20 protein-coding genes are annotated in these 16,481 nt (G+C 63.7%); 8 read left to right on the top strand and 12 right to left on the bottom strand.

Features of this window, described 5'->3' with window-relative positions; genetic code table 11:
- Nucleotides 1–387: 387 nt before the first annotated feature.
- The 3 genes from rpmB to AC0L2Y_RS07985 all read left to right on the top strand — a co-directional run bounded on the left by rpmB (nucleotide 388) and on the right by AC0L2Y_RS07985 (nucleotide 2,202).
- Entirely contained in the window at nucleotides 388–684 is a 297-nt protein-coding gene (rpmB, locus tag AC0L2Y_RS07995) for a 50S ribosomal protein L28 (RefSeq protein WP_006328411.1), read from the top strand.
- 82 nt (nucleotides 685–766) lie between these two features.
- Nucleotides 767–1,447: a queuosine precursor transporter gene (locus tag AC0L2Y_RS07990; protein ID WP_473555127.1), complete on the top strand. Its 681-nt coding sequence runs from the start codon at nucleotides 767–769 to the stop codon at nucleotides 1,445–1,447.
- Between the two features lie 83 nt (nucleotides 1,448–1,530).
- Nucleotides 1,531–2,202 (top strand): spermidine synthase, encoded by a 672-nt coding sequence (locus AC0L2Y_RS07985; RefSeq protein WP_473555125.1) that lies wholly within the window; start codon nucleotides 1,531–1,533, stop codon nucleotides 2,200–2,202.
- A gap of 55 nt (nucleotides 2,203–2,257) precedes the next feature.
- Here the strand turns inward: AC0L2Y_RS07985 and AC0L2Y_RS07980 are convergent, their stop codons facing one another.
- The 6 genes from AC0L2Y_RS07980 to AC0L2Y_RS07955 all read right to left on the bottom strand — a co-directional run bounded on the left by AC0L2Y_RS07980 (nucleotide 2,258) and on the right by AC0L2Y_RS07955 (nucleotide 7,971).
- Nucleotides 2,258–2,743: an SRPBCC family protein gene (locus AC0L2Y_RS07980; RefSeq protein WP_473555123.1), complete on the bottom strand. Its 486-nt coding sequence runs from the start codon at nucleotides 2,741–2,743 to the stop codon at nucleotides 2,258–2,260.
- On the bottom strand, nucleotides 2,740–3,108 hold the full coding sequence (locus AC0L2Y_RS07975; protein WP_473555339.1) for an ArsR/SmtB family transcription factor: 369 nt from the start codon (nucleotides 3,106–3,108) through the stop codon (nucleotides 2,740–2,742). Before AC0L2Y_RS07975 ends, AC0L2Y_RS07980 begins: the two co-directional genes overlap by 4 nt.
- Before the next feature lie 191 nt (nucleotides 3,109–3,299).
- On the bottom strand, nucleotides 3,300–4,325 hold the full coding sequence (locus AC0L2Y_RS07970; protein ID WP_473555122.1) for an esterase-like activity of phytase family protein: 1,026 nt from the start codon (nucleotides 4,323–4,325) through the stop codon (nucleotides 3,300–3,302).
- Nucleotides 4,322–6,220 (bottom strand): cobaltochelatase subunit CobT, encoded by a 1,899-nt coding sequence (cobT, locus tag AC0L2Y_RS07965; protein WP_473555119.1) that lies wholly within the window; start codon nucleotides 6,218–6,220, stop codon nucleotides 4,322–4,324. Before cobT ends, AC0L2Y_RS07970 begins: the two co-directional genes overlap by 4 nt.
- Nucleotides 6,221–6,231: 11 nt before the next feature.
- Entirely contained in the window at nucleotides 6,232–7,218 is a 987-nt protein-coding gene (gene cobS, locus AC0L2Y_RS07960) for a cobaltochelatase subunit CobS (RefSeq protein WP_473555117.1), read from the bottom strand.
- 123 nt (nucleotides 7,219–7,341) lie between these two features.
- A complete protein-coding gene (locus AC0L2Y_RS07955) occupies nucleotides 7,342–7,971 on the bottom strand; it encodes a J domain-containing protein (RefSeq protein WP_254816626.1) in 630 nt (209 codons plus the stop codon).
- 133 nt (nucleotides 7,972–8,104) lie between these two features.
- Between AC0L2Y_RS07955 and AC0L2Y_RS07950 the strand changes: the two genes are divergently transcribed.
- Nucleotides 8,105–8,407, top strand: a complete 303-nt coding sequence (locus AC0L2Y_RS07950) for a BolA family protein (RefSeq protein ID WP_473555115.1) — start codon at nucleotides 8,105–8,107, stop codon at nucleotides 8,405–8,407.
- Between the two features lie 5 nt (nucleotides 8,408–8,412).
- Here AC0L2Y_RS07950 and AC0L2Y_RS07945 read toward each other — a convergent pair whose 3' ends face one another.
- The 6 genes from AC0L2Y_RS07945 to AC0L2Y_RS07920 form a co-directional block, all read right to left on the bottom strand.
- Nucleotides 8,413–8,805: a type II toxin-antitoxin system VapC family toxin gene (locus AC0L2Y_RS07945; protein WP_352489448.1), complete on the bottom strand. Its 393-nt coding sequence runs from the start codon at nucleotides 8,803–8,805 to the stop codon at nucleotides 8,413–8,415.
- A gap of 2 nt (nucleotides 8,806–8,807) precedes the next feature.
- Nucleotides 8,808–9,041: a type II toxin-antitoxin system Phd/YefM family antitoxin gene (locus AC0L2Y_RS07940; protein ID WP_473555114.1), complete on the bottom strand. Its 234-nt coding sequence runs from the start codon at nucleotides 9,039–9,041 to the stop codon at nucleotides 8,808–8,810.
- A 161-nt stretch (nucleotides 9,042–9,202) separates the two neighbouring features.
- On the bottom strand, nucleotides 9,203–10,012 hold the full coding sequence (locus AC0L2Y_RS07935; RefSeq protein WP_473555111.1) for an alpha/beta hydrolase: 810 nt from the start codon (nucleotides 10,010–10,012) through the stop codon (nucleotides 9,203–9,205).
- A 40-nt stretch (nucleotides 10,013–10,052) separates the two neighbouring features.
- Nucleotides 10,053–10,949 carry an HlyC/CorC family transporter gene (locus AC0L2Y_RS07930; protein WP_352489387.1) on the bottom strand — a complete coding sequence of 299 codons (897 nt, stop codon included), beginning with the start codon at nucleotides 10,947–10,949 and terminating at the stop codon, nucleotides 10,053–10,055.
- Nucleotides 10,946–12,067, bottom strand: a complete 1,122-nt coding sequence (gene aroB, locus AC0L2Y_RS07925) for a 3-dehydroquinate synthase (RefSeq protein ID WP_473555110.1) — start codon at nucleotides 12,065–12,067, stop codon at nucleotides 10,946–10,948. Before aroB ends, AC0L2Y_RS07930 begins: the two co-directional genes overlap by 4 nt.
- On the bottom strand, nucleotides 12,064–12,666 hold the full coding sequence (locus tag AC0L2Y_RS07920) for a shikimate kinase (RefSeq protein ID WP_473555108.1): 603 nt from the start codon (nucleotides 12,664–12,666) through the stop codon (nucleotides 12,064–12,066). The genes aroB and AC0L2Y_RS07920 overlap by 4 nt, the downstream gene beginning before the upstream one ends.
- A 163-nt stretch (nucleotides 12,667–12,829) precedes the next feature.
- Between AC0L2Y_RS07920 and AC0L2Y_RS07915 the strand changes: the two genes are divergently transcribed.
- The 4 genes from AC0L2Y_RS07915 to AC0L2Y_RS07900 all read left to right on the top strand — a co-directional run bounded on the left by AC0L2Y_RS07915 (nucleotide 12,830) and on the right by AC0L2Y_RS07900 (nucleotide 16,478).
- Nucleotides 12,830–12,979, top strand: a complete 150-nt coding sequence (locus tag AC0L2Y_RS07915) for a hypothetical protein (protein WP_023677884.1) — start codon at nucleotides 12,830–12,832, stop codon at nucleotides 12,977–12,979.
- Nucleotides 12,976–13,893, top strand: a complete 918-nt coding sequence (locus AC0L2Y_RS07910; RefSeq protein ID WP_473555106.1) for a site-specific tyrosine recombinase XerD — start codon at nucleotides 12,976–12,978, stop codon at nucleotides 13,891–13,893. Before AC0L2Y_RS07915 ends, AC0L2Y_RS07910 begins: the two co-directional genes overlap by 4 nt.
- A gap of 99 nt (nucleotides 13,894–13,992) precedes the next feature.
- The gene (locus tag AC0L2Y_RS07905; RefSeq protein WP_353038544.1) at nucleotides 13,993–14,943 is read left to right on the top strand and encodes an acetyl-CoA carboxylase carboxyltransferase subunit alpha; all 951 of its coding nucleotides are present in this window, start codon (nucleotides 13,993–13,995) and stop codon (nucleotides 14,941–14,943) included.
- Between the two features lie 212 nt (nucleotides 14,944–15,155).
- Nucleotides 15,156–16,478: a L,D-transpeptidase family protein gene (locus AC0L2Y_RS07900; RefSeq protein ID WP_473555337.1), complete on the top strand. Its 1,323-nt coding sequence runs from the start codon at nucleotides 15,156–15,158 to the stop codon at nucleotides 16,476–16,478.
- The last annotated feature ends 3 nt before the right edge of the window (nucleotides 16,479–16,481 follow it).

Below are 16,481 nucleotides of genomic sequence, written 5' to 3'. Positions count from 1 at the left end.
CCGCCGTTGTGGGGGGGGGTGGCGCGGGCGCCCCCGCCCCGCGTGTTGTCGCCCCCGCTCTTTTTGCCCCCCCCCCCCGCGGCGGGCTGCCCCCCCACCTCTCCCCCGCTTCGCGGTGGGCGAGGAACCCAGGCCTTGACAGGTCGAAGAAAACACTCCTCGTTGCCACCAGTTGGCATCTCCCCCGCAAGGGGATCGGCAGCGTCGCTGGTATCGCCTTCTCCGAAAGTGCGATTACCCTCTCCCGAACCAAGCCCAAGCTTGACGCCCCGGCGAAATGCAACTATGGAACGCCAACTTTTTTGCATAAGGCCGCCTGACCGAAACCGCGCGCCACCCGGCGCGGGTCGAATGTTTGGCCAGGACCGAGAACCGAAGGTTAGTATCATGTCCCGCACCTGCGAACTCACTGCCAAGGCAGTCATGTCCGGCAACAATGTGAGCCACGCCAATAACAAGACCAAGCGTCGCTTCCTGCCCAATCTCGTCAATGTGACGCTGATCTCGGAAGCGCTGAACCAGAATGTGCGCCTGCGCATTTCGGCCAACGCGCTGCGTTCGGTCGAGCATCGCGGCGGCCTCGATGCCTTCCTGGCCAAGGCCGATGCCAAGGAATTGTCGCAGCGTGCCCGCTTGTTGAAGAAGCAGATCGCTAAGAAGCTCGCCGAACAGCCGGCCGCCTGAGTTTTTCGGCGGCAGCTGCCTTCCAGGGCGTGACCGGGGTTCCGGATCGCGTTCCGCTGGTTCCATTACCCAGGATAAAAAAATGATTTTCCTCTCGCGGTACCTGCCCTTCGTGGCGGCCATGGCGCTCGTCGTCGTGGCCTCGAACATCCTTGTGCAGTTCCCGATGCAGGGTGCAATCGGCGGGTTGTCGCTGGCCGACATCCTGACCTGGGGCGCCTTCACCTATCCGTTCTCATTCCTGGTCACCGATCTCGCCAATCGCCGCTATGGGCCGGCGGTGGCGCGCAGGATCGTCTTTGTCGGCTTCATGACAGCGGTGATCTGCTCGATCGTCATCCCGCCACTGCTGTTTCGCCACGGCCTGATCGAATTCGAGACCGCCGCCGACCGGCTGGTGCGCATTGCCGCGGCGTCGGGCGCCGCCTTCCTCACCGCGCAATTGCTCGACGTCACCGTGTTCAACCGGTTGCGCCGGCAGAGCTGGTGGCGCGCACCGATCGTTGGCACGCTGGTCGGCTCCGTCTTCGATACGGTGGTGTTTTTCACCGTCGCCTTTGCGGCGGCTTTCGCCTTCGCCGGGCCCAACGACGGCTTTGCGCTGGAAACCGCGCCATTGATGGGCGTGCTGCCGGTCGAGACGATGCGCTGGATATCCTGGGCGCTAGGCGATCTCAGCGTCAAGCTGGTCATAGCGGTGGTGGCGCTGATCCCCTACCGGCTGCTTGCCTCCCGCTGGAGCCAGCCGGCACTGGCGGCATAGAGCATGATCCCGAACCGAAGGTCCGCGTTAGCGAAAAGTGGGAACCGGTTTTCGGACAAGATCATGCTCAAAGACTATCGAGCATGATCCCCTGGCTTCAACTGGACACGGCAAAAACGCCTGACGGCGGACAGGAACTCCGCCTGAAACGGCGCGGCGGCGAATTCTCGATCATGCTTGGCGCGAACGAGCTGATGAACAGCCGGCTCAGCGGTTCCGAAGAGGCGCTTGCGAAACTGTCCTGTCAAAGGATAGCCGGCCGGCAGAACGTAAGCATCCTGATCGGCGGCCTCGGCATGGGCTTTACCTTGCGCGCGGCGCTGGCCGAGCTTGGCGCCGATGCGAAGGTCACCGTTGCCGAACTGGTACCGGCGGTCGTGACGTGGGCGCGCGGCCCGATGGCCGAGGTTTTCGAGGGCTGTCTTGACGACCGGCGCGTCGGCATTCGCGAGACCGATGTCGGTCAGCTCATCCGTTCGCAGGCATCGGCTTGGGACGCGATCCTGCTCGATGTCGACAACGGCCCCGAAGGCATCGTCTACAAGGCCAATGATGCGCTCTACAGCGCCGCCGGCCTGATCAGCGCGAGAGCAGCGCTCAAGCCCGGCGGTGTGCTGGCGGTCTGGTCGCAGGGCCCTGACGCAGGTTTCACCCGAAGGCTCAAGCAGGCGGGCTTCACGGTCGAGGAGGTCAAGGTGCGGGCTCACGGCAAGCGCGGCGCCCGTCACGTCGTCTGGCTGGCAAGCAAAGCATAGCGGAAGCATTTCGGGCGGATTACTGTTTGGGCTCCGCCCGGCATGCCGCCACCTACTACTTCGCTTTCTGAAGCTCGGCGGCGAGTGCCTGCAGCAGCCCGCGCGTGCCCTCTTCGCGCCCTTGCGCTGAATCGACGCCATCGAAGAACGCACCCTGTTCGGTATAGGTCAGGCAAGTGCCGTCGCCGGAGGGTGCGAACTCGACGGTGGTGAGAGACGCCGACAGCGCCTGCGGCCCGACCGCCATCCGATAGGAAAATACGATGCGCCGGTCGGGGACGATGTCCTGGAACTGCGCATCGAGCCTGATCTCCGGGCTGCCCTGATGGCTGAACCGCGAAACCTCGCCGCCGCCGACACGGAAATCGAAGGTGAATTCGGCAATGGTGAAGCCGTCGCCGTCGACGCGCCAACGCCGTACTGTCGCCTTGTCGGCAAAGGCGAAGAAGACGCGCTCGGGCGATTGCGGATAGGTCCGCTCGATTCTGAAGGTCGAATGGATGACGGAGTGCTCGTCGTTAACCGGGGCAATCTGGTTCATTTCTTGTCGTCCTTTTCCTGGTCGTGGAGTGTTGCGTTCGGTTGGTCCGTCTCCGCCAGGATCTGGCCGAGACGGTCGAGGTGGCGTTCGGCCGGCATACGGCGCGCGGCGATCCAGTCGGCGAGCGGGGCAAGCCCGCCGGGCTCGATCCGGCAGGTGCGCACGCGTCCGACCTTCTCGCTTCGGATCAGCCCGCACGCTTCCAGCGCCTGGAGATGCTGGAGCACGGCGGCGAAGGTCATGCCGAACGGCTCCGCCAGCTGGCTGACGGTGGCCGGCCCGCGGCTCAGCCTTTCCAGGATTGCCCGGCGCGTCGGCTCGGCAAGAGCCCGCAGGATGCTGTCGATCTCGGAATACTTAAGCATAGACTTGAGTATTTCTTCGATGGCACAAATTGTCAAGTAGCGACTAAAGTATTTTTGCAGATGGTGAGAGCTGGCTGGAAAACCCGCGACGCGGGTCACTGCCAGGGGAATCGCCAGGAGAAATTGCATGCGCTGCGAAACGGGGCGGAAACGCCAGAATCGCCATCAGCCGATCAACGGCCGATCGCGCGTCAATCCTCGTGCAGGATGAATTCCAGGTAGAGGTTGCGCTGCAGGATCGAGTGGTTGTCGTCGGACATCATGGACACGATCAGCGCGCCGTCGTCGCGGGTCCAGACGTCGAGCGCTTCCATGTTGTCGATCTGGTAGCCCATGTCGGCTTCAAGCAGCACCGGCCCGTCGGCGACGGCGCCCTTCTCGACGCTTTCGCCATAGATGCGCCGCAGCCGCATCTTGACGCCGCGGGCCATCGAAAAACTGCGCTCCAGCAGCAACAGGTCGCCGTCCGGCAGGAAGGCGCCGTCGGTGATGTCGAAATCGCCATTGCGCTTGACGGTGAAGACGCCCTTGTGCGGCCCTTCGACGATCGCGGCAAAGATGTTGCCGGCTTTGTCGAGGCTTTTTTCCGACACCACGACCAGCCCGCCCGCGTGCTGTCCGTAGGGATGGGCGCGGGTGACGGTCTCAAAGCCGCGATTGCGGCGGAGTTCCCCGGCCGGGATCAGGAAGTCCAATTGCCTGAACGGCGCCTTCATGTCGTCCGGGTCGATCTTGAACTCGGCGATACGGTGATCGCGCTCGAAGCCGACCGTGGCAATACCGTCCCGGACCGCGAGCCCTTCCGCATCGACCGCCCATTTCTCATCGATCGGCTGGCCGGCGGCATCGACCATCTGCTGCATGCGAAAATTCTCGATGCCGGAAGGCCGCTTGTCGGCATCGTGGACGAGGGTGCCGAAGAACCAGAAGCCGGTGTCGGCGACGCCGATGAAATCGCTGCCGGGCCGGAGGAACCGAAGCGCCGACAGCGCGCCGAAATCGCGTGTCGGCGAGGTCATTTCGAGCCCGCCGACGAATTCGAGCGGCCCGAACTGTTTGTCCGTCCGGCCGATATGGAATTCGCTGATCGGCCGTGCCGAGATTTCGGCCGGCTCGACCGAGGCCGGGCCGGCAGCGACAGCCGGCGCCGAACTGATGCCTAACAACGCAATGGCGGCCAAAAGCTTCTGCCAAAAGCCGCCGCGGGAAAAAATCATCCGGCGCGCCGCATGCCGCCGCGCCGCGTGTCGCGCACGGTTTCCTCGCCGAACAGCGAGGCCAGCTGCTCGGTCATGGCGCCGGCCAATTCTTCGGCATCGACGATGGTGACGGCGCGGCGATAATAACGGGTAACGTCGTGGCCGATGCCGATGGCCAAAAGCTCGACCGGCGAGCGCGTCTCGATGAGCTCGATGATGGCGCGCAGATGCCGCTCGAGATAATTGCCGGGATTGACGGACAGCGTCGAATCGTCGACCGGCGCGCCGTCCGAGATCATCATCAGGATCTTGCGCTGCTCCGGCCGCGCGATCAGCCGGTTGTGCGCCCACAGCAGCGCCTCGCCATCGATGTTTTCCTTGAGCAGCCCCTCGCGCATCATCAGGCCGAGATTACGGCGCGCCCGCCGCCACGGATGGTCGGCGGATTTGTAGATGATGTGGCGCAGATCGTTGAGCCGGCCGGGGTTCGGCGGCTTGCCTTCCTTCAGCCATTTCTCGCGCGCCTGTCCGCCCTTCCAGGCGCGGGTGGTGAAGCCGAGGATTTCGACCGAGACGCCGCAGCGTTCCAGCGTACGCGCCAGGATGTCAGCGCAGGTGGCGGCGACGGTGATCGGCCGGCCGCGCATCGAACCCGAATTGTCGAGCACCAGCGACACCACCGTGTCGCGGAATTTGGTGTCGCGCTCCTGCTTGAAGGACAGAGGCTGCATCGGGTCGATGACGACGCGCACCAGCCGCGCCGGATCGAGATAGCCCTCTTCGAGGTCGAAATCCCAGGAGCGGTTCTGCTGCGCCATCAGCCGACGCTGCAGCCGGTTGGCCAGCCGCCCGACGACGCCGGAAAGGTTGGCGAGCTGCTTGTCGAGGAAGGCGCGCAGCCGGTCGAGCTCCTCCTCTTCGCACAATTCCTCCGCACCTACGGTTTCGTCGAAGGCCATGGTGAAGACCTTGTAGTCGATCTCTTTCGGCAGATTGGTGAAGGGGTTGTCGTTACGGCGCGCCTCGCCGGGCGTCTCCGCATCGGCGTCGTCATCGTCGGAGAGATCCTCGGCGGTAGCGTCGGAGGCTTCCGTCTCGGCCGATTGCTCGTCGTCCGACGATGCCTCTGTATCCTCGGACTGCGACTGCTCGGAGCCGGAATCGTCTTCGCCGCCCTCCTCGCTCTGCTCCTCGCCTTGCGGCTGGTTTTCGTCGTTGTCCTCGGAGTCTTCCGTCTCCTGGTCGTCGCCGAGCTCCTCGGCCATTTCCATGGAGGCGAGCATCTCGCGCACGACGCGGGCGAATGCCTGCTGGTCGTCGAGCTTTGCCGACAGCCCGTCGAGGTCGGCACTGGCCTTTTCCTCGACCCAGGGCCGCCAGAGATCGACCAGCCGTTCGCCGCTTTTCGGCACAGCGCGGCCGGTCAGCTTCTCGCGCACCATCAGCGCCAGCGCTTCCTCGATCGGCGCGTCGGCCTTGTCCTTGACGTCGACGAGGTTGGCCCTGGCGTATTTATCCTCCAGCATCGAGCCGATATTGTCGGCAACGCCCTGCATGGCGCGGCTGCCGATCGCCTCGACGCGGGCCTGCTCGACCGCGTCATAGATGGCGCGGGCCTGTTTGCCTTCCGGCGCCAGCCTGGTGTGGATGCGCGCATCGTGGCAGGCGCGCTTCAGTGCCATGGAATCGCCGAGCCCGCGGGTGATGGCGATGTCCGCTTTCGATGCCTTCTTCGGCAATTCCGGCAGCCGGGCACGGCTGCCGGCCAGCGCCGGCCGGTCCTTGGCGAAGCCGACCTCGAGATCCTTGTCGCCGGCGATGGCGCGCATGCAGACGGTGACCGCGCGCTTGAAGCTGTCGTTCTCAGCGCCGGTCTTGGATTTGTTTCGCGTGTTGTCGCCCGGACCCGCCATCGAGACTCTGCTTAGCCCAGCACCACATTCGCCGCCGATTCCGGCAGATCCTGGCCGAAGGCACGCTGGTAGAACTCGGCGACCAGCGCGCGTTCCAGCTCGTCGCATTTGTTGAGGAAGGTCAGCCGGAACGCCATGCCGATATCACCGAATATCTCGGCATTCTCGGCCCAGGTTATGACCGTGCGCGGGCTCATAACGGTCGACAAATCGCCGTTGATGAAGGCCGAGCGCGTCATGTCGGCGACGCGCACCATCTTGTTGACGATCTCCTTCCCCTTGGCGTCGCGATAATGCTTGGCCTTGGCCAGCACGATGTTCACCTCGTTGTCGTGCGGCAGATAGTTCAGCGTGGTGACGATCGACCACCGGTCCATCTGCGCCTGGTTGATCTGCTGGGTGCCGTGATAGAGGCCGGTGGTGTCGCCCAGCCCAACCGTGTTGGCGGTCGAAAACAACCTGAAGGCCGGATGCGGGCGGATGACCCGGCTCTGGTCGAGCAGCGTCAGCCGCCCCGATGATTCCAGCACGCGCTGGATGACGAACATCACGTCCGGGCGCCCGGCATCGTACTCGTCGAAGCACAGCGCGACATTGTGCTGGTAGGCCCAGGGCAGGATGCCGTCGCGGAACTCCGTGATCTGCAGTCCTTCCTTGACGACGATGGCGTCCTTGCCGACGAGATCGATACGGCTGACGTGGCTGTCGAGATTGACGCGCACGCAAGGCCAGTTGAGGCGGGCGGCGACCTGCTCGATATGCGTCGACTTGCCGGTGCCGTGATAGCCCGACACCATGACCCGGCGGTTGTAGGCAAAGCCGGCGAGGATCGCCATCGTCGTGTTCTTGTCGAACAGGTAGTCCGGGTCGATGTCGGGGACATGCTCGCTCGTCACCGAATAGGCCGGCACCACCATCCTGGAGTCGAAGCCGAATGTCTCCTTCACCGACACCGTTGTGTCGGGCAGGTTGGCGATGTCGCGATCGACCTTGTTCATCTCTATCAACGTCTCCACAAGCGAAACGCCGCGTTTCGCTGGCAATCGATTTTGTTCGGGGGCGGTCTTAGAGCCTTTTCCAACCTTATGAAAGTTGGAAAGCGACACGAACCGTATGGTCGCTCAGCACAAACCTGCCTGCTTGAGCACGCGATACGCCTGGAGCACATCGCGGAACCGGTCTTCCGAACCTCTGTCGCCGCCATTCGCATCCGGATGGTGGCGTTTCACAAGTTCCTTATAGCGCGCCTTGATATCCTTGCCACTTGCCTTTGTATCAAGGCCAAGCGTTTCCAGTGCCTTGGCCTCAAGCGGCTTGGCCTTGCGCTCGCGTGCTTCGCGCGGGTCCTTCGGGCCTTTGAACAGGTCGAACGGATCGCGCATGCGATTGTAGTAGCCGGCGCGGCCGGAGCGCGCCTGGGCGAAGTCGGGCGAGGAGCGTGTCGAGGCGCCGTTGACGCCCATTTTCCAGGTCGGCCGGTGGCCGGTCATGGCTTCCTTCTGGAAGCGGGCGATCTCGGTGTCGGGAACGCCCGAGAAATAATTGAAGCCCTTGTTGTACTCGCGCACATGGTCGAAGCAGAACTGGAAATACTCGCCTTCCTTCATGCGTCCGACCGGAGCGCGGTGGGTACCGGCCTCCTTGCAGCCATCCCACTGGCAGATCGGCGAACGCGACTTCAGCTCCGCGTCCTTCTCCGGGCGGATGCGAATCTTCTCGAAATATTTTGGGTACGGCTTCATCTCACCCATTTATGGGCTGTTCGCGGATGCGAAACAAGAATTGACATTTTCGCGATGATCGCCCTAACCGCTGAATCGCGGCATAAAACCGGCGAATGGCGAATTTTGTGCGATGACATAGATGTGGTGAAGGGAAGCGGCGATGTCCATACAGGCAACGATGGAAGATAAGCTGAAAAAGGCGTTTTCGCCGGAACGGCTGGCCGTCATCAACGAAAGCCATCTCCATGCCGGGCATCATCATGTGGATTCCGGCCATCACGCCACCTTCGACGGCGTCGGCGAGACGCATTTCCGCGTCCGCATCGTCGCGCCAGCCTTTGCCGGCATGAGCCGCGTCGAGCGTCACCGCGCCGTCAACGATCTGCTGGCCGAGGAGTTGAAATCCGGCGTCCACGCCCTGGCGATCGAGCCGGCAGCGCCCGGCGAAACGACCCGCTGGTAGTTGCCCTACCAGATTGTCTTTACATATCGATAGTCTCGCAGCTTCTGATCCGCGGTCACCAAAGGTGCCGCAAATTTTCGACTGGTCGCAACAATGATCCGATCGGCCGGATCCTTGTGAAATTCTCCCGGAAGTTCGGTACTGTTCACGGCAATCTCATTGTCGACGGAAATGAAGCTCAGTTTTTCAAGCTTGCTGACCGTCGCCAGCCATTCACCCACATCCATCGATAGCAGGAGGCGCCCCCTGGAAATCAGCATGGCGATTTCCCATGCTGATATCGAGGAGATCAAAATCTCGCCGCCTATCCTCTCCCGCTCGATTGCGCGAAGTGCTGGTTCTGAAAGCAGATCGGTCTCACCGCCGACCCAGCGGACGAGAACATGCGTGTCCAGCACGATCAATTGCTGGCTTCCCAATCATCTTCGGCCACCGGATCCGTGGGCCGGTCGTAACGCAGGACAGACCCACGCAGCACCTCCAAAGGGTCGCGCGCGACCGATTCATAGCGTCGTATCTCCAGTGTGGGCTGGCCGTGATCGGTCACAATGATTGGCTCGCCACTCGTTTCAACCTGACGAAAATACTCAAGAGCCCTTGCCTTGAACTTCGATTTCGACACCTGCGCGGCCATGCGCCACCTCAATGAACAAAATTGCCGTTCACTATGTAGGATTAGAAGTGACCATGGTCAATGACCACGGTCACAGCAATCGCTCGGCTTAGCCGTCCCTCGTTCCCCGCGTCCGCGCGCCCCTCACCTGCCTGCCGCCATCCAAAAGATGCGCTGGTAACTCAGCCGAGGCTCGCCCTCAGGAAAGCAATCACCGCAGCTGTCAATGCATCGCCTTCGGTGCCGAAGTCGCGATTGATCGACATGTGCGAATAGGCGCTGCCGTCGAACAGCGTGACCCTGGTTCCGGTTGCACGCAGACGCCCGGCGAAGGCCTGCGCGTCCGCCGCGCGGGCTTTCGCCCGCGAATGGGCGATGAAGGTCGGCGGGTGCTTGCGGCCTTCGACGTAGGTGACAGGCGACAGCGCGCGCCACTGCGCCGGATCGGGAAAGGCACGGGCATAGACCCCTGCCATGCCGCCGCTCCTGGCCAGTGCCGCCAAATCGTAAGCCCTGGTGTCGTCGAGGATCAGCGCCGCGACGCCGGGCAGGCCGCCGCGCAGCCCGGTCAATGCGACGAGATGGCAGCCGGCCGAATGGCCCATCGCGACGATCCGGTCCGGATCGCCGCCATGCCTGGCAATGTTGGCGCTGATGTAGCGATAGGCCAGTTCGACATCCGCCGCCTGGGTGGCGACGTCGGCCTCGGGCAGCATCCGGTAGTCGATCGAGACGAAGCAGAAGCCATTGTCGAGCAGGAAACCAGGCTTGGAGTTGACATTGTTGCGGTTGCCGACCCGCCAGGCGCCGCCATGGACGAAGAAGACGACCGGCAGGCCGCTTGCGCCGTCGCGGGAATAGATATCGAGCTTGGCCGGCCCATAGTCGAAGGTTTCGGGCGATGGCAAACGCAGCCGCGATGCGGCACGAGCCTGTCCCGGCAGCAGCGCCGCCATCGACGCCAGAAGCAGGCTTCGCCGATCGATTGTCATAAACGCCTGACTGCCCACGGCTGCCACACGGTGCGCACCGTCATTCTCCAAGCATCGCCGGCTTGATCCTCAGCCGCGCGATCCGATTCTTGTCGCGTTTCATGACGACGAAGCGCTTGCCGTGAAACGTAAAGGCCTGCTTTTCGTCCGGAATCGATTGGGCCTCGTGGATGACAAGGCCGGCAATGGTGGTTGCCTCCTCGTCCGGCAGGTTCCAGTCGAGCGCCCGGTTCAGGTCGCGGATCGGCACCGTGCCGTCGACGACGACGGAGCCGTCGGCCTCCTGCTTGACGCCCTGGATGTCGATGTCGTGCTCGTCGGCGATCTCGCCGACGATCTCCTCGATGATGTCTTCCAGCGTCACCAGCCCTTCGACCTCGCCATATTCGTCGACGACGATGGCGAAATGCGCCTTGCGGCGCAGGAAGGCATTGAGCTGCTCCTGCAGCGTCGTGGTGTCGGGCACGAACCACGGTTTCGACGCGATCTTCATCACGTCGATCCGGGAGAAATCGTTGCCGACCTCGTTCAGCGCGCGCAGCAGATCCTTCGCGTGCAGCACGCCGACAATGTTGTCGAGCGACCCCTTCCACAACGGCATGCGGGTGTGCGGGCTCTGCAGGATCTCGCGAACCACCGCTTCCGGCGGGTCGTCGGCATTGACCGAGCGCATATTGGTGCGGTGGACCATGACGTCCGACACTTCGAGCTCCTCGAGGTCGAACAGGCCGCCGATGCGGGCGCGGTCCTCGCGCACCACCTGGCCGTCGCGGCGGAAATCATTGACGGCGCCGCGCAGTTCCTCGCGCGCAGAGCGCTGCGGCTCGATGCGTTGCAGCTCGTAGCCGAAGCCGGCGAGCAGGTGCCGGCGCAGGACGAAGCCCAGCAGGCCGAGGCCGGCGAGCACGGCAGCCGCGATCCAGCCGGCCTGGCTCATCCCGGATGATTCTCCCTGAGGAATGCCAGCACTTCCGAGGCCGGCACATCCCGGGCGATAAAGGCCTGGCCGATGCCGCGCGTCAGGATGAAGGTCAGCGCGCCGCGCGACACCTTCTTGTCCTGGGTGATGAAGGAGAACAGCGTCTCGGCGTCGGGCAGTTCGCCTGGAATGTCGGCCATGCGCCAGGGCAAGCCGACGGCGCGAAGATGCGCCTCGACACGCGCCGCGTCGTCGGGGCTCGCCAAATTGACCCTTGACGAAAAGCGGTGCGCCAGCGCCATGCCGATGGCGACGCCCTCGCCATGCACGAGCCTTGCGCCGTCATAGCCGGTCGCCGCCTCCAGCGCATGACCGAAGGTGTGGCCGAGATTGAGCAACGCGCGGTCGCCGGTCTCGAACTCGTCGCGGGCAACGACGTCGGCCTTGGCGCGGCAGGCCTCGGCAATGGCCTTTCCCCGCTCCGGCCCGCCGGCAAACACTTGGCGCCAGTTTTCTTCCAGCCAGGCGAAGAACTCGGGCCGGTCGATCAGCCCGTATTTGGCCAGTTCGGCATAGCCGGCGCGAAACTCGCGGATCGGCAGCGTGTCGAGCACTTCGGTGTCGGCCAGCACCAACTTCGGCTGGTGGAACACCCCGACCAGGTTCTTGCCGCGCTTGCTGTTGATGCCGGTCTTGCCGCCGACGGAGGAATCGACCTGCGCCAGCAGCGAGGTCGGAACCTGCACGAAGTTCATGCCGCGCCGCGCGATGCCGGCCGCAAAGCCGGCGAGGTCGCCGATGACGCCGCCGCCGAGCGCGATGACGACGTCGCCGCGCTCCAGCTTGGCGGCCAGCACGCCGTCGACCACCTCTTCCAGATGCGCAAAGCTCTTGGTCTTTTCGCCGGGCGGCAGCGTGATGACGGCATGTTGGACGCCACCGCTTGTCAAGCCAGCCGCAAGCGTCGCGAGATGCGCGGCCGCGACGTTTTCGTCGGTGACGACCGCCGCTCGCGTGCCCGGCAGACGGCGCGAAATCTCGGCGCCGGCGCGTGACAGCAGGCCGGGGCCGATCAAAATATCGTAGGCACGCTCGCCAAGCCCGACTTCGACAGAGACCGTTGCATCAGCGCTCACGACCGCACCTCGTCGATGTCGGCAACGCCGAGATGGCCGCGCAGCGCGTCCACCACTTCGGCCGCAATGATCTCCTTGCGGTCGTCGCGGGTCGGCACGATAACATCGGCCGCGGCGTAAATCGGGTAGCGTTCCGCCATCAGCCGTTCGAGCACGGCGCGGGGATCGGCGCTTTTCAGCAGCGGCCGGTTCTGCTTCTTGGAAACGCGCTCCATCAACAGGTCGATCTCGGCCTTCAGCCAGACCGAAACGCCATGGCTGGCGATCGCCTCGCGCGTCTGCGCGTTCATGAAGGCGCCGCCGCCGGTCGACAGCACCTGCGGCCCGTGCTCCAGCACGCGCAGGATGACGCGCTGCTCCAGCGCGCGGAACTCCGCCTCGCCATAGCGCTCGAACAGGTCCGGGACGCTCATGCGCGAAACAGTTTCGATCTCCTGGTCGCTGTCGATGAAGGGCAGTGCCAGCATCGCCGCCACCTTGCGGCCGATCGCCGTCTTGCCGGCGCCCATCAGCCCGACAAAGACGATTGAACGGTCGCCCAGCCGGCCGAGCAGCGCGGCATGGCTCTCGCCCGGAGGATTTGCTGGTAGCGCGTTCATGTTTTCTAGGGCCTCTTTGCCGGCGTATCGACATCAAAAGCCTGTTTGCGTCAAGCGTGACGCAACCGGGACCTGTTATCGGCTTCACCCTTGAATTGGCCGGATTGGCGCCTCATAAGGGCACAGGGTTGGAAATGCAGAATAAGACGACAGGCGAAAATTAATGCCAACACTGTTTCGCTTTGTCGTGACGCTCGCGATTCTGGCCGGCATTGTCTATGGCGCGATGTTCGCCTTGGTCATGTTCGTCGAGCCGAGAAAGGCGGAAATGAGCGTGCGTATCCCTCCGGAAAAGCTCAATCCCAAAAAATGAACAGCGCCGCCCGCATCGAAGCTTTCCTGGAGATGATGAGCGCCGAGCGCGGCGCTGCCGAAAACACGCTTTCCTCCTATCGCCGCGACCTCGAGGACGCTTCCGCCGGGATCGGCGGCGGGCTTGCCGCTGCCACCAGCGCCGACATCCGTGCCTATCTCGACGACATCGCCGCGCGCGGCTTTGCCGCCACCTCGCAGGCGCGCAAATTGTCGGCGATCCGGCAGTTCTTCAAGTTCCTCTACGCCGAAGGCCTGCGCGGTGACGATCCGACCGGCACGCTGGACAGTCCGAGGAAAGGCCGGCCGCTGCCGAAGACGATGAGCGAGGCCGACACCGGCCGGCTGCTCGACCGCGCGGCGCAAGAGGCGATGGACCCCTCCATGCATGACGGCGACAGGCTGGCGGCGCTTCGCCTCCACGCGCTGGTCGAGGTGCTCTACGCCACCGGCTTGCGGGTTTCCGAGCTGGTCGGCCTTCCCGTGACGGTGGCGCAGCGCGACGATCGCTTCTTCATGGTGCGCGGCAAGGGCAACAAGGAGCGCATGGTGCCGCTGTCGGCTAAGGCGCGCACGGCGATGCGGACCTGGCTCACTGCCCGGGCAGCGGTGCCGGCTCTTGCCGACAGCCCCTTCCTGTTTCCGGCCGCCTCCGATAGCGGCTATCTCTCGAGACAGGTCTTTGCCCGCGAGCTGAAGGGCCTTGCCGCAAGGGCCGGCATTGCCACGGCGAAGATATCGCCGCATGTGCTGCGCCATGCTTTCGCCAGCCATCTCCTGCAGAACGGCGCCGATCTCAGGGCCGTGCAGCAGTTGCTCGGCCATGCCGATATTTCAACGACACAGATCTACACGCATGTGCTGGAAGAGCGGCTGGTGCGCCTGGTCAACGATCATCATCCGCTTGCCGACTAGGCGTCATGTCGCTATGTGAGAACGACGTTCCACCGCGCCCAGCCTGCATTTTCAGGCTTGCGTCAGTCATTGCCTTCCGACTTGCCGGTCCGCCCAAGAATGTACAATTACCTCGATTTCGAAAAGCCTGTGCAGGATCTCGAAGGCAAGATCCTCGAGCTGAAGAAGCTTGCCGAGAACGGCGAGGCGGTCGATGTCGGCGATGAGATCGCCCGTCTCGAGAAGCGCTCGCGCGATGCGCTGCGCGACGCCTACAAGGCGCTGACGCCGTGGCAGAAGGTGCAGGTGGCGCGCCATCCGGACAGGCCGCATTGCATCGACTACATCAAGGGCCTGCTTACCGATTTCACGCCGCTCGCCGGCGACCGCAATTTCGGCGAGGACCAGGCGATCGTCGGCGGCTTAGCCCGCTTCCGTGGCGAGCCGGTGGCGATCATCGGCCAGGAGAAGGGTTCAGACACGGCAAGCCGGCTGAAGCATAATTTCGGCTCGGTGCGGCCGGAGGGCTACCGCAAGGCGGTGCGGCTGATGGAACTCGCCGACCGCTTCCAGATCCCGCTGCTGACGCTGGTCGACACGGCCGGCGCCTATCCCGGCGTCAACGCCGAAGAGCGCGGCCAGGCGGAAGCCATCGCCCGCTCGACTTCGGCCTGCCTTGGCCTGAAGGTGCCGTCGATCTCGGTGGTGATCGGCGAAGGCGGCTCGGGCGGCGCCATAGCGATCGCCACCGCCAACCGCGTCTACATGCTCGAACACGCCATCTATTCGGTGATCTCGCCGGAGGGCGCCGCCTCGATCCTGTGGCGCGACACCACGCGGTCCAGGGATGCGGCGACCAATATGAAGATCACAGCGCAGGATCTGCTGGAGCTGAAGATCATCGACGCCATCGTTGCCGAGCCGCTCGGCGGCGCCCATCGCGCCCCAGAAACGGTGATCGCCGCCACCGGCGACCTCATCGCCAGGACGATGAAGGAATTCTCCGGCGCCAATACCGACTTCCGCGAGCATCGCCGCGAGAAATACCTGGCGATGGGCCGCAATCTGTAACATCCGGCAGGCACGCGGCCCGAAATGTGGCGGCGTGAACCAGTTTCGCCACAAAAATGCCGCTGCATTCGGCTCAGTGGACTTGCCGTAAGGGGATGCGCCAGCTTGATTGCGGTAAGGAATTTTCAAGTTTAACGGGCTTAGGGTCCGTCAGTGGTCAGTTTAGCAGCTGCGGCATCCGCGGCGCAGAGATGAAGACGATAGCCATATCCATGTTTGCCAAGCTTGCCCGCACCGGAGTTCTGATCGCTGCGATCGGCGTCGCCGGCTGCAACGATGCTTCGATGAAGGATTTTGCGCCGCAAGCCAACAAGCCGCTGCCGGACAAGATCCTGACCGAAATGAAGGCCAAGGGCATGGTCCGCACCTCTTCGGTGATGGCCCGCATCTTCAAGGAAGAAGGCAAGCTCGAAATCTGGAAGGCCAAGACCAACGGCCGCTATGACCTGGTCGCCAGCTATGACATCTGCAAATGGTCGGGCAAGCTCGGGCCGAAGTTCACCGAAGGCGACCGCCAGGCGCCGGAAGGCTTTTACACGGTCCGCCCGGCACAGATGAACCCGCGGTCGAATTATCACCTGTCCTTCAACATCGGTTACCCGAACGCCTATGACCGCGCCAATGGGCGCACCGGTTCCAACCTGATGGTGCATGGCGCCTGCTCGTCGTCGGGCTGCTATTCGATGACCGACGCGCAGATCGAGCAGATCTATGCCTTCGGCCGCGACGCCTTCCAGGGCGGCCAGACCGAGTTCCAGATCCAGGCTTTTCCGTTCCGCATGACTGCAGCCAACATGGCGCGCTATCGCAACGACCCGAACTACGAATTCTGGAAGATGCTGAAGGTCGGCTACGACAATTTCGAGGTCACCAAGGTGCCGCCGAAAGTCGACGTCTGCGAGAAGCGCTACGTCTTCAACCAGGTTGCGGCCGACGGCTCGACCTTCAATCCGACCGGCCCTTGCCCTGCAACCACCCAGCCCGATTCGCTGAAGAGCGCCATCAACGCCTATCAAAGTACCTATGAGGCGGCCTTCAACGGTGCCGTCAAGGCCAGCGTGCCGGCGCCCAAGCCGACCATCGCCGGGATCAAGGAAGCCAGCATCGTTTCCGACTGGTCGAAACGGCGTGCCCGCGGCGAACGCGTGCCGATCGAGCCGCCGTCGCTCAACCCGGACGGCACGGTGACCGAAACGGCGCGCATGGGCCGCGTCGATTCGCCGGCAGGCCGCAAGATGGCGGCGCTCGACGCCGAAAAGGCCGCCAAGCAGAAGGCCGGGGAACAAAGGCTAGCCGCCATAGAAGCGGCCAAGGCCGCGAAAGAGGCAGCCAAGGCGCAGGCCCTGGCCGAGAAGGAAGCTGCCAAGGCGCAGGCGCTGGCTGAAAAGGAAGCTGCCAAGACCGCCGCCGAGATGCCTGTCGCCACCGCCACCGTAGCGCCATCTGAGGCCCCAGCAGTCGAAACGCAGGCTGCGGACGCCGAAAGCACGGCGACAAGATTGAAGAAAAAGCTGCTCGGCATGTTTGGCGGCTGAGCT

The organism is Mesorhizobium sp. WSM4830, from assembly GCF_055811495.1.
Note: the sequence above shows the minus strand (reverse complement) of the source record. Positions and strands in the feature narration are given on the sequence as shown.